11 protein-coding genes are annotated in these 13,004 nt (G+C 42.7%); 6 read left to right on the forward strand and 5 right to left on the reverse strand.

The genetic code is table 11. The annotated features are described in order from the left end of the window. Positions 1 to 34: 34 nt before the first annotated feature. Positions 35 to 1,054 (reverse strand): quinone-dependent dihydroorotate dehydrogenase, encoded by a 1,020-nt coding sequence (locus tag H8B21_RS08325; protein ID WP_190313996.1) that lies wholly within the window; start codon positions 1,052 to 1,054, stop codon positions 35 to 37. 50 nt (positions 1,055 to 1,104) lie between these two features. On the opposite strand from H8B21_RS08325, the gene H8B21_RS08330 reads away from it, so the two are divergent. Beyond that, a complete protein-coding gene (locus tag H8B21_RS08330; protein WP_190313325.1) occupies positions 1,105 to 3,024 on the forward strand; it encodes an ABC-F family ATP-binding cassette domain-containing protein in 1,920 nt (639 codons plus the stop codon). Between the two features lie 169 nt (positions 3,025 to 3,193). Here the strand turns inward: H8B21_RS08330 and H8B21_RS08335 are convergent, their stop codons facing one another. Beyond that, positions 3,194 to 4,318 carry a lipid II:glycine glycyltransferase FemX gene (locus H8B21_RS08335; RefSeq protein ID WP_190313326.1) on the reverse strand — a complete coding sequence of 375 codons (1,125 nt, stop codon included), beginning with the start codon at positions 4,316 to 4,318 and terminating at the stop codon, positions 3,194 to 3,196. 151 nt (positions 4,319 to 4,469) lie between these two features. Between H8B21_RS08335 and H8B21_RS08340 the strand changes: the two genes are divergently transcribed. The 5 genes from H8B21_RS08340 (at position 4,470) to H8B21_RS08360 (ending at position 10,077) form a co-directional block, all read left to right on the forward strand. Further along, on the forward strand, positions 4,470 to 5,603 hold the full coding sequence (locus H8B21_RS08340) for a metallophosphoesterase family protein (protein WP_190313327.1): 1,134 nt from the start codon (positions 4,470 to 4,472) through the stop codon (positions 5,601 to 5,603). Between the two features lie 143 nt (positions 5,604 to 5,746). After that, positions 5,747 to 7,504 (forward strand): tetratricopeptide repeat-containing sensor histidine kinase, encoded by a 1,758-nt coding sequence (locus H8B21_RS08345; RefSeq protein WP_190313328.1) that lies wholly within the window; start codon positions 5,747 to 5,749, stop codon positions 7,502 to 7,504. 2 nt (positions 7,505 to 7,506) lie between these two features. Next, positions 7,507 to 8,268 carry a LytR/AlgR family response regulator transcription factor gene (locus H8B21_RS08350; RefSeq protein WP_190313329.1) on the forward strand — a complete coding sequence of 254 codons (762 nt, stop codon included), beginning with the start codon at positions 7,507 to 7,509 and terminating at the stop codon, positions 8,266 to 8,268. A 139-nt stretch (positions 8,269 to 8,407) separates the two neighbouring features. Then, positions 8,408 to 9,232 carry a hypothetical protein gene (locus tag H8B21_RS08355; RefSeq protein WP_190313330.1) on the forward strand — a complete coding sequence of 275 codons (825 nt, stop codon included), beginning with the start codon at positions 8,408 to 8,410 and terminating at the stop codon, positions 9,230 to 9,232. 152 nt (positions 9,233 to 9,384) lie between these two features. Beyond that, positions 9,385 to 10,077, forward strand: a complete 693-nt coding sequence (locus H8B21_RS08360) for a DUF2490 domain-containing protein (RefSeq protein ID WP_190313331.1) — start codon at positions 9,385 to 9,387, stop codon at positions 10,075 to 10,077. On the opposite strand, the gene H8B21_RS08365 is transcribed toward H8B21_RS08360, so the two are convergent. The 3 genes from H8B21_RS08365 to H8B21_RS08375 all read right to left on the reverse strand — a co-directional run bounded on the left by H8B21_RS08365 (position 10,074) and on the right by H8B21_RS08375 (position 12,986). Beyond that, entirely contained in the window at positions 10,074 to 10,847 is a 774-nt protein-coding gene (locus H8B21_RS08365; RefSeq protein ID WP_190313332.1) for a tryptophan-rich sensory protein, read from the reverse strand. The genes H8B21_RS08360 and H8B21_RS08365 overlap by 4 nt on opposite strands. 18 nt (positions 10,848 to 10,865) lie before the next feature. Then, on the reverse strand, positions 10,866 to 11,582 hold the full coding sequence (locus H8B21_RS08370; protein WP_190313333.1) for a LytR/AlgR family response regulator transcription factor: 717 nt from the start codon (positions 11,580 to 11,582) through the stop codon (positions 10,866 to 10,868). Between the two features lie 78 nt (positions 11,583 to 11,660). Then, positions 11,661 to 12,986 carry a RagB/SusD family nutrient uptake outer membrane protein gene (locus tag H8B21_RS08375; protein ID WP_190313334.1) on the reverse strand — a complete coding sequence of 442 codons (1,326 nt, stop codon included), beginning with the start codon at positions 12,984 to 12,986 and terminating at the stop codon, positions 11,661 to 11,663. Positions 12,987 to 13,004 lie beyond the last annotated feature (18 nt).

Below are 13,004 nucleotides of genomic sequence, written 5' to 3' on the forward strand. Positions count from 1 at the left end.
TAAAAGGAAGTCGCTGACTTCAAAATGTGAGCACCTACAATTTCTTTAAAATTCTACTAATCAAGGCAGGTCCTTCATAGATAAACCCGGTATATACTTGCACCAGGCTCGCTCCTGCTTCGAGTTTTTCGATGGCGTCTTCCGCCGAATGAATCCCTCCTACGCCAATAATCGGAAAAGAACGGTTGGATCGTTCCGCTAAGTATTTAATAACCTCAGTAGAACGTTTAGTGAGCGGTTTTCCGCTTACCCCTCCTGCTTCCTTCACCAAGGCAGGGTCGCTATATAGCCCTTCTCTGGAAATGGTCGTATTCGTCGCAATAACACCTGCTATTTTTGTCTCCGTTACAATTTCCACAATATCATCTAATTGGGAATTCGTTAAATCAGGAGCTATTTTGAGTAAAATTGGCCGTTGGATATGTTTCGTGTAGTTCAAATCCTGAAGTGTATTTAAAATTTTCTTTAACGGCTCCTTTTCTTGCAAATCGCGTAGACCTGGCGTATTGGGAGAACTAACATTTACGACAAAATAATCCACATATTCAAAAAGGGCATTAAAACAGTATGTATAATCATCTACAGCTTCCTCGTTGGGTGTTGTCTTATTTTTTCCGATATTCCCCCCGATAATCAAGTTGTTTCGGTCTTTCAGCCGTCTCAAGCGACCCGCAGCTACGTCAGCTCCCTGATTGTTAAATCCCATGCGGTTTATCAACCCCTTATCTTCTACCAAACGGAACATCCTTGGCTTCTCATTTCCGGGCTGTGGACGCGGCGTTACCGTTCCTATTTCGATAAACCCAAAGCCCAAACCTGCCATCTCCTCAATATACTCCCCATTCTTATCAAACCCAGCAGCAAGTCCCACCGGATTTTTAAACTTCAATCCGAATACTTCACGCTCTAAACGAGAATCGTTTACCGTATAAAGCGACTTAAGCAACGATTTTGCGCCCCAAATTTTAGTAAACGTGCGCAACCCGCCCGTCACCCTATGGTGTGCGGTTTCGGGATCCATCGTGAAAAATATAGGTTTAACTAATTTATACATATCAGCAAAGGTAGCCAAAGAAGCAGAAATATTCATTACTTTTGCAGCAAATGATATCAATTAATAATTTAACATTCGAGATTGGTTCACGCGCATTATATGACGAGGCCAATTGGCATATAAAACCGGGAGACAAGGCAGGATTAATCGGTGCAAATGGTACGGGTAAATCTACTTTGCTGAAATTAATCGTAGGCGATTATACCCCGACTTCGGGTACGATTTCCATGGCAAAAGATTTAAAGATTGGTTATCTCAACCAAGATCTCTTGTCGTACCATTCCGATAAAAGTATCCTACATGTCGCCATGGAAGCTTTTGAACGGCAGAATAAATTGCATTCGGAGATCGAGGTATTGCTCAAAAAACTGGAAACCGACTACTCTGACGAAGTACTTAATAAACTTAGCGATAAGCAGATGGAGTTTGAAGCGCTCGATGGCTATAATATTGAGTTTCGGGCACATGAAATTCTTGCCGGATTGGGGTTTTCGGAAGACGAACAACAGCGGCCATTAGCGACTTTTTCGGGTGGTTGGCGTATGCGTGTGATGCTTGCACGTATCCTCCTACAAGCACCAGATATCCTGTTATTGGATGAGCCGACCAACCACTTGGATTTACCGTCTATCAAATGGCTGGAAAACTATCTTCATGCATTTGAAGGAGCGATTGTCATTGTTTCTCATGACCGCTATTTCCTAGATGGCATTATCAATAAAACCGTGGAATCCCGTAAAGGCAAGCTGAACATCTATGCCGGCAACTATTCTTTCTACCTAGAGGAGAAATCCCTGCGGGAGGAAATCCAGAGCAATCAGTTTAAAAACCAGCAGGCGAAGATCAAGCAAGAAGAACGGTTGATCGAACGTTTCCGTTCCAAAGCGAGTAAAGCCAAAATGGTGCAGTCCCGCATCAAAGCGCTTGATCGTATGGAAAAAGTGGACGATGTGGACGATGATAATCCGGAGGTGAATTTCAGCTTCAAATTTTCCAAACCCTCCGGACGGCACGTGGTTACCCTGGAACACATTTCCAAATCGTACCCCAATCTGGAAATTTTACGCGATACGAGCGCTATCATTGAAAAAGGAGATAAAATAGCGCTGATCGGTGCGAATGGTAAAGGGAAATCAACATTACTCCGCATTGTGGCAGATGCTGATAAGGAGTACGAAGGAAAGAGTATCAAAGGACATAATGTATCCCAAACGTTTTTTGCACAGCACCAACTCGAGGCGTTACATCTCGAGAACAGTATTATACAGGAGCTGGTCAACTTTGCTCCCAAACATACCGAAACAGAATTACGCTCCATTTTAGGTTGCTTCCTGTTCACCGGAGATGATGTATTCAAAAAAATCAAGGTGCTTTCAGGTGGGGAAAAATCGCGCGTAGCATTGGCAAAAGCATTGACAGCCGACGCGAATTTCCTTGTGCTCGATGAGCCGACCAACCACTTGGACATGGCCTCCGTCAATATCCTTATCCAAGCCTTACAGCAGTATGAAGGTACATTTATCGTTGTTTCGCACGACCGTTATTTTTTGGATCAGGTAGCTAATAAAATTTGGTTTATCGAAGATAAAGAAATCAAGGAATATCCAGGAACTTATCAAGAGTATGAGGAATGGAGTGCAAAACGCGTGGTGAAAAAAGAGCCTCAGACAGAAAAGAAAGCGGTAAAGGAAAAAGAACAACCCAAAAAAGAAAAGACTCCCCCATCAGAAGATAAGAACAGGCTCATTCAACGCAAAAACAAAGAGCTGGCAACACTCGAACAACAAATAGAAGAAAGCGAGAAGTCGGTGAAGGAGCTTGAAACACATTTAGCAAAAGAAGAAGTTTATTCGGATGCCCAGAAACTTCAAGAAGCTACCCGAACGTATAATTCTGCCAAAGCCTCTTTTCAGCAGCTCCAACAAAATTGGGAAGAGCTGGCCGAAGAGATCATGGAATTGGAAGGATAGTCTTGTACTTTTTTCCCGTAAAAAAGTACACAAAAACCTCGTCGCTTCTGAAATTTGACATCAAGGATAGTACAAAAATTGGATTTCTACAGTTGTCAAATTTCCGGATGCGACATTGAATGTTAAGAATGGACAGTTCAGTTATTGTATAGTTGTATTATATAGCTATTTAACTTAAATGGTAACGTTGGTTTTTAAATTCCATCGAAGTATAATAGCTATATTTCTCCATATCCAACGGGTAGTCCCAACACCCCATACGATGGTACATCTCTCCACCGAATCCTTTCTTGAACCGATAAAGTCCGTACATCGGATGAGATGGATCGGGATTTGGTGCCGTTCCAAAAAAATCATATTCCGTACAGCCCCGCTCCTTCGCCATTTCCATCGCGCGCCATTGCAGTGCGTAAGTAGCCATATAATTCCGGTTTTCTGTAGCGGAAGCGCCATAGAGGTATGTCCCTCTATTAGCCGAGATGACCAAAAACATAGCCGCTAACGGTTTATCTTCGACTTCCGCGACTAGTAGATACACATCCGCAGGCGACGAAGTATCGTTTGCCCTGGCCGAAAGTACAATCCGGAAATAATTAATATCATGCAAAAAGAAATTATTTCGGGTCGCCGTCTGACGATATAGATTATACCAAATTTCCAAACTTTCAATACCCAACGAACGTACATTTACTCCTTTTCTCTTTGACAGGTTGATATTATACCGTGTTTTTGGCTTCATATTTCCGAAGAGCGTGTCCTTATCCTTCCGCAAATCCATGAACATGGTGTTGGAAGGAAGAATATCGGTATTGGCTTTTCTCAACCGCCAATGGTTCGTACTATAATTAAGTCGAATCTCCTGTATATTTTTCTCGGGGACGCCCAGCCAATTGCCATGCAGGTCATAACAATTCTCGTCTTTTGCCCACAGCGATTGCCAAGGCAAATCATACCGGATCATAATACATTTCACTGGCAGAAACGTCCGTAAGCTTTCAGATAGTTGCTCCAAAAAAGAGCCTTGATTTTCCTCCGAGGGTTCTACTTCAGGCCCATAAGGCACGTAGGCGATACTGTGTTCTTTATCAATTGGCTGGATTACAATCAATAAATCTCCTATAAAGTAGGCGTCACTTTTACTATTCGTATATAGATCAGATTGCTTCGTTCTAAAATTGAATGCCTTGGTATGCAATCCCTGTAAGTTTTTTACTTCCGACCAATAGGCTGTTTGTTGGATAATGGACGTTTCATAAACCTGTTTAATATCCTTATCTTCTAATTCCGCGATCATAAAAAATTGTAGTGATGATTTAAAATCCAAAAGTTGCGAACATAGCCAAAATGTTTGAGACGGCGGTTACTTTTATGTCATAAGTCTGCATTATCATGTTAAGTCTTGCTCATTTAACATGAAGCTAATATTGATTTGTTATGTTTGCATTATGGAAAATAAAAAATACAATGTCCCCGTTGTGTTGGCCCATATCAATGATGATTCACACAACTTCAAATCACTACCGGTTCCTACAGGCGAATACCCATATCGCTTAAACATCGAAAAGGTCATCGGGAAACGTACGAGTGAAATACAAAATAGTATGTTTTTCCACATGGTTGGTGACACGGGCAGTGTCCGCCATTCCGATTTTCAGGCAACAGTTGCCCAGACGTTGACCCAACAAATTGCAGGACATCAAGATTCATCACCTGCCTTCTTTTTTCATTTAGGCGATATCGTTTATAATTATGGCGAAGCAAACGAATATCCAGCACAATTTCTAAAGCCTTATAAAAATTATCCAGCTCCAATCTTTGCTATTGCCGGCAATCACGATGGCGACATCAATCCAAGTGCGTCCAGTCCCTACCAAAGCCTTGACGCCTTTATGGATGTTTTCTGTGATACCGACAGCCGTCCTATAACTTATGACACCAGTGTCAACCGGCAGAGCATGATACAGCCCAACGTATATTGGACATTGGAGACGCCGCTTGCACGTTTTATAGGTCTGTACCCAAACGTTACCAAGCACGGTATGATTACCAATGAGCAGCGCAAATGGTTTGTAGAGGAATTACGAGATGCCGCCATCCGGCGTGACGAGCAGGCGATTATTGTATGCATACATCACGCTCCGTACTCAGCCGACTCGAACCACGGATCGAGTCTAGCCATGATCGATTTCCTCGAAGACGCCTTCGCAGAAGCTTCTGTAATACCCGATGCCGTGTTTAGCGGCCACGTACACAATTACCAGCGCTTTCACAAAACATACCCAGATGGTAGCATGGTACCTTACATTGTTGCCGGTGCAGGTGGTTATGCTGTCCTCCACTCGATAGCACTTCGCGATAACCCCTTGGTCATGCCGATACAAACGGTAGACAATGACGTCCAGTTGGTCGCCTATTGCGATGATCAATTTGGTTTCCTCAAAATGGGCATTGTCAGAACAGATTTAGGATTGAAGCTGGTGGGAGCATATTACACGTTGACGCAGCCAGATGATGTGGAAGCTAAATTACACGACACCTTCGAAATCCCATTGCAACGGTCCATGCTATCTGAAGTGTAAAATAGTTTACCAAGCCTTATCCAAGAATTTCTCCAGTAGCGGAATGACGAGTTCCTGTGGGTAAATTAGATATTAGCAATTTTCAACAATCTTATTATTTTTGTTTATACACGATATATTTTGAATTATTTTTTCGTAACAACATGCATAACCAAAGCGCTAGTTTATTTTTCCTAAAATTAGGAGGTTTCTTATTGCTCCTATTGATGCATGTACAGACCCTTATTGGGCAACACCACAGCAAGGTAACGTTAATCGATAGCGCAGATCTATTGCTTAAGAAAGGCCAAATAGAAGAAAGTAGATCTTTATATAAAAGTATCCTATCAAGCGCGGAATCCCAGAGATTGCCTGATACATTACTGTTACGAACACACCTCGGTATAGCGCGGGCGTTGCATATGAACCAACAGTTGGACAGTTCATTACAATCTTACTTAAAAGCCTTACAACTTGCCAAATCGAACGACCGACCATCGTTTCTAGCCGATGTATACATGGGAATAGGCGTATTACAGGCACAAGTCAAAAATTTCGCAGAGGCCATAAGATATCTTCAGCAGGCGGATAGCCTCGCTACAGAAAGTTCCGTTAAGAAGCTACAGATTAGGATTAATCTCGCTAACACCTTGATGGATGACGACAGGGATGACGAAGCGCTACCCTACTTACAATCGGCGTTGCAAACGGCACGAGCGTTGCATCAAGATGCGATGGAAGCCATTATCCACACCAACCTGAGCAACCTGTTTATCAAAGCTAAAAATTGGAGCTCCGCCATTACACATAGTACGGAGAGTCTCCAAATCAGGGAGAAGTTGCAGCAATCCCCCTCTATCGTCACCTACAATAACCTAGGCTACGCGCTAACACAATCCGGCAAGTTACATGAAGGTAAAAGAGCTTATCTGCACGTACTTCCTATTGCACAAGGCGCACAACTGTTACAAGTCCTTAAAAACCTGAAAGAACTTTCTCTTTTGCAAAATGATTATCGCGGCGCATTACAATACTTTGAGAAATACGATCAGCTCAAAGATTCCATACAACAACAAGAATTGGAGCAGCGGATTGTGGAGATAACAGAAGCTTATGAAAGTGTCGAAAAATCACGACAGATCCAATCATTGCAGCAAGAAAACAGTACCAAGAGGCAACAGCTCACCCTAGTTATAACCGGAAGCATCCTCTTCATCCTTTTGATTTGCTTAGCTGCATATCTCTATTTGAAAAATGAACATGTAAAGCGTGAGCTCAGGCACTCCAAAACGAGAAACCAATTGTTACTCGCACAATTGAATCCTCATTTCATATTCAATTCGTTGCAGCATGTGCAACATTATCTCTATCGGAACGATAAAAACACATCCATGGAATATCTGAGCAATTTCGCTCGTCTAATCCGAACGACCTTAGCACATTCCGATACCGATTGGATTTCACTTGAGGAGGAGATTGAACTGCTACGTAATTACCTTTACCTGCAGCGCTTAGCTTCCCATAAGCCGTTTCAGTATTCGTTACAGATCGATCCTGAGGCAAATCTTTCCGTTATACAACTCCCTCCGATGCTCCTTCAGCCTATCGTCGAAAATGCCATTAAACATGGAGTTACGGATCAAGATGACCCTCATATTGAAATCGTTATCCGCATAACGGAACAAAAACTGATTATTAGTATCTGGGACAACGGCCAAGGCATATCGGTAAACTCGCCGAACTGTTCCAATAGCCTATATAAATCCATGGGAACACAATTGGTTACCCAAAGGATCAACGAAATCAACAAACAACATCCTCAATTCATTAGCTTCAACATGGACGCGGTACATATTGATAGTCCGTATCCAGGTACACGCGTCGAGTTTACGTTCGATCTTTCAAAAATTTCAAAGCGTTGATTATGGAACCTAAAATGACCTGCCTACTCCTCGAAGATGATCACTTTACCATGGCAATGACAAAGGAGATCGTTGAAGAGGCTTATCCACAGATAAAGATTATCTCTTGCTACCAAATTACAGAAGCTGAGCAATATCTTCTTTCCGCAAAGATCGACTTCTGTATTTTAGACATCAACCTTCCAGATGGGAACTCTTTCGATTGGCTCGCTCGTATTTCCGACAGGATAACCTATACCCCTCGTATTATCTTTATTACCGCTTATTCTACTTATGCCACCAAAGCGTTCCGTTTCAATGCGTTAGATTTTGTTGTCAAACCCTTTTCTCCTTCAGACATGTATACCGCAGTCGACCGTGTATTGCAATCCATCAACGATGAATTCCGAAAGCTCGAATTGGAACAGGCTCTACGAAACCTCAGCCAGAAAAATGAAGCAGAACAGCGTCTGGTACTTAGGAGCCAAAAGACGATCCACATTGTGTCTCTTGGTGAAATCCTATACCTGGCTGCAGACAACAACTATTGTAATTTCCATCTAACCGATAATCGCATCCTACTCGTTTCACAACCACTGAAATATTACCATGAAAAGCTAAGTGGATTCGGTTTTCTACGTATCCACCAAAGTTATCTCGTCAACCAAATATATATCACCTCGTTGAAAAAGAAGACGAACCAACTTATCCTGCGGAATCAGGAAATTCTTCCCATAGCACAAAGCAGACGTGCCGACGTCCTCGCATACCTCGATCGACTCTAAAGGGGCGAATACTCGAAATATAGTAGCGGATACTCAAGCATCTATTTTCCTTCTCCTTTTTATCCCCCGATAACCCTACATTTAACTATCGAAGCACGACGAAGGCGCTTTGTGATTATCGTACATTAAATAAAAATCTATGAAACAGGTCACCATTTTAATTACCATACTGGGCATAACATTGAGTAGCCACGCACAGATTTTAAAAAAAATACAACGCAAAGTTGAGAGTAAAGTTGAAAAGTCCGTCGACGAACTGATGAATGAAAAAAAGGAGGAAAGAAACAAATCAGAAGCTGATATTTCGGGGACTGCTAGTCCTAAAACTACGGGAACATTTGATATCCTGACCAATGCCGAACCCTTCACAGCCGGCCATGTGCTATTGTTCGAAGATAGCCTGGATTACGATACGCCGGGCCGTATGGCGAGATATTGGCAAACCAACAGTACCGGCACAGTAGTTGAAATCAGTGGTGCTCCGGGAAAATGGTTAAAATTGGCCAATCAAGCTTCCTACCAGTTGGATACGTTACTACATCTACCGCAAAAATTTACGCTCGAATTTGATCTTTTAACCCGTGCCAATGAAGCTAAGGATATACGATCGATAGACTTCGGTTTCTCCAAAAACAACAGCACGCGGAAATATATCTATGGTGTGGCAAATGAGACAAATGTATATACCAGCTTACAATATTACTATGAAACAATAAACACCACCAGCAATAATAACCAGAATAGCAGTAGGATTGAGTTTCCATTGAGCAACTACGCCAATGCTATCATGCACGTATCGATGTCTATAGACGGCAGCCGAATGCAAGTTTACGTGGACGAACATAAAGTATTAGATGCTACCGTACTAGATCCTCGAGCACCAAAACACTTTTTCGTATCTACGGAAAACTATCGTAACAATGCACAGGTCTTTATCAGCAATCTACGTATAAGTGGGTTTTAGTGCAGCACGAAGAGTCTGTTCCGCATCTTTGTCTTCATAGTTTACGATCAACTCCTGCAGTTTACCCCACAAGGATAGCTGCCCTACAATTTATTTTCTAATCTCGCAACTATTAACTCTGAGAAACTGTTCTCCTGTTAAATAGATATATAATGCGGATATTCTTTGGGGTGGTATGGGTTGTTATTATATTGCCGTATTTTTTTATTACACTATGCTTTGCACAGAACCGGTTTGGAACGACACCGCAAATCAACGCTGAATTTGATATCAGCCAGTTCGTGTCAATCGATGCCAAGATACAGAACCGTTTCCTGCTGTATCAGAACCCGCTAGAGGAATCCAGCAATAGATCAGGATTTGATCATACAGGCATCCAATTCGTTGCTACAGCAAAAAAAGGCTTTTTGAAAAATTTCGGGGCGGGTTATCTCTTTCGCTGGGACAATAGCGACGGTCGTTTTGTACACCGCATTATCGAACAATACACTACCGAACAGCAATTAGACGTCGTACAACTCGAACATCGCATCCGAGCTGACCAGACCTTTCAGCGTGAGGAGGGTGCAAAATATCGCTTCCGGTATAGTATTGGCGTCGAGCAGCCACTAAATGGTATCACTATCGATCCTAAAGAGTATTATCTCGCCTTCGACAATGAATACGTGGGTTCCTTTCAAGATGGCACAGGACATGTGGAAATTAGATTTTCCAGTGCATTGGGTTATAACATTTCCAAAGACGATCAGCTAGAGGCCGGACTCGATTACCGTGCAAGCAATCTTATGGAACGTGATGCCATAAATACACTATGGTTGAACATAGGCTGGCGACATAGCTTTTAGAAAGAAATCCTACGGCTTTTCAACGCATTGGCCACAATGGCTATGAGGATAACAAATGCGACAATATAGCAAGCATAAACAACGGTACTGCTTCCATTATCTGCATTATTAGCTACTGCGATCGCGATCAGCGCCCAGATACCAACCAAGCCATATTCACGAAGGTTGCGCGTAGCAATCATAAACACATTCACCAAGCCCGCGACACCTATCATGATGACCGTCCATGTCACGGGTGAAATGCCCCAGCCATCCCAATTTATCTTCGTGAGCCAAGCAGCTATATTCGCAATCAATGCAACCGAGATCCAACCAGCGTACAGCGCGAAAGGCCAAAATATGAAAAGGTATCTTCTGAGTGGGTGATAATCCAATTCCATTCGCGTAACCAAAATGATTTTTAACAGGCCAACAAGAAGAAACACCATGATGATAACAGAAAGGCCTATATAATCATTTAACCACGTCATCACCCAAAGAGAATTCGCAAGACAAGTAAACACGAAAAGCCAACGTATTTTGAAAAGTATGGGATCCGTTTCCTTTTTCGTGAAGAGGCCGCGTCCCGTATAAAGAACAAAGCCTAATAGTCCGAGATAAATAATCCCCCAGATAGAAAATGCATATCCAGCCGGTGTGAAAAAATTGGCATATCTCTCCGACACCGTCGCCATGGTATTACCGTTAAAGATTCCTGCATTACCTAAATAATTGACAAAGATCGTGATGATCAAAGCGAGGCCATTAGCTATCGGAAGAAATGTTTTCATATTAATTTTATTTTTCGTCTACCGCCCCAGCCATTCCTGGAAGAGAAAGGAACGTTCCTGACTAACGATCACATCCTCATCATGTTCGGGGACAAGTTTTACTTTTACACGACCACGGCTTATTTTCAGCATTGATACGATGGCATCGATATGCACCATAAATTTTCGGTTTATCTGGAAAAAAAATGCCGGATCCAGTTTTGTGGCTATCCCCATCAAGGTATCCTCGATAATATAGCGTCCCCCAGCTTTCTCGACCGCAAATAACGTTTTATCTTCCGCCATAAAGTAGGCGATATCATCTACGGGGAGCGATTTGAGATGGATACCATATTTGACCAGAAATCGACTTTTATAATGTGGTTCATCCGAAGGCAGCAATTTTCTTACCTTTGCGATAGCCTGTTCCATATCTTCTTGATCAAAAGGTTTCAACAAGTAAGCATAACCTTGGTTCTGAAAGGCATCGAGCGCATATTCGTCGTAGGCTGTGGTAAAAATAACAGGCGCCGATACCGGTACTTGTTTAAACACATCTAGGCTGATACCGTCTGCCAGATGTATATCCATAAAGATCAGGTCCGGACTGTTATTACGTAACCAGTTCACAGCATCACGGACAGTATCCAACCGAATCAACTTGGGATTTTCGGCTAGTAACAACAGCGCCAACATATCGCGAAGACTATCCCACGCCCATTCTTCATCCTCTACAACAAGTATTTGCCAAGCCATACGGTAAAAATAGAAAAAATCCCTTATGCTACGATGACCGCATAAGGGATTTTTCATATAGTTACCACTACGCGTATGCTAGAGTAGCTCTGGGTTGTTCTCTACCGCTTCCTTTGGATAGCGAATGGTATATCGCGGATCTCCCGCTTGTAACGTGTATGTCTTATCCAGAAACACGTGTTGAATTTCGGGGCGCCCCCAACGTTTCAGATCATACCAGCGCAGCCCTTCTAACGCTAACTCCCGTGCTCTTTCCACCTGCACGAAATTCAATAGTTCAGAGACGGAACGCATTTTTAGATCAGCCGTCTGTTCGGTGGCTGCTGTTCCCGTTAGTCTATGCTTTGCCAAGGTCTGTAAGGCTTCCAAAGCCACCTCTTTACGTTCACTATGTAAGGCCGCTTCCGCAACAATCAAATAAAGCTCGCCATTTCTAAAACTGACCTTAAATTTATTGTTGCCCCCCTTACGCGATTTATACTCGCCGCCGGATTTTTCTTCAAAATAGCGTGCAAAACGCTTATCGTTCACCCTATCGTAGAGTGCCAGCATATCCTCCGAAACACTGGTGCTACTATTTACCTGCGCTGTCATCGGATTATCTAAAGCTTGTATAGATTCCACCGATTCAAAATCATTGGGCAACAAAGCCTCGTCTATGTTTAAATCTACCAGCCCGCCTTCTATCGCCAAAGCCGCCTGCGCTTCCGATAGCGCCTGTCCCCATTCTGAACGATAGAGATGTAAACGCGCCGCGAAAGCATGAACCGCCCGTTTGCTGAAACGATAGCGGTGGTTCGAAGGTTGGTCGGCGGTCTGCAGCAGCGCCATGGCATGCTGTATATCGGCCGTAATAAAAGTATATACCTCCTCCATCGTACTTACTGGAAAATTCTGTTCCAGATCAATTTTCTCAGCGATGGGCACCCCTTTGTGCTGTTTATTTGCTTCGTTATACACGGGAGCATAGCAGTTTAGCAGTTCGAAGTGACCATATGCGCGCAACAAGTAGGCTTCCGCCTTCATTTGTTTTGTCACGTCATTATCTCCGAGTTTGCTATCTATTTCCGTCAATAACAAATTCGCATAAAAGATACTTTTATAAAACTGTTCCCAAGGATACGACAATGTCGTAGGCGCCGGTGATTCATCATTCCAAATATAGATATCCCGTAACGCATCTACGTCATCGGAATACGGATCCAAGATCAGTTCATCCGTCCGTAACAACAACAAAGACTTATGTGATGGGAACGTTGCATAACCCATAGTCAACAACGCGCGAAAGTCTGATTCGGTTGAAGGTACAACCGTACCTACAGGCTGTATATCCAAGTATTTATTGCAAGACTGTAACAGTATCCCCGCAACAACTATATATAAGTAAATTAATTTTCGTTTCATATCTATCCTAACTAAAAA

The sequence above is a fragment of the Sphingobacterium chuzhouense genome, assembly GCF_014692525.1.
In the GTDB taxonomy this organism is placed as follows: Bacteria; Bacteroidota; Bacteroidia; order Sphingobacteriales; family Sphingobacteriaceae; genus Sphingobacterium; species Sphingobacterium chuzhouense.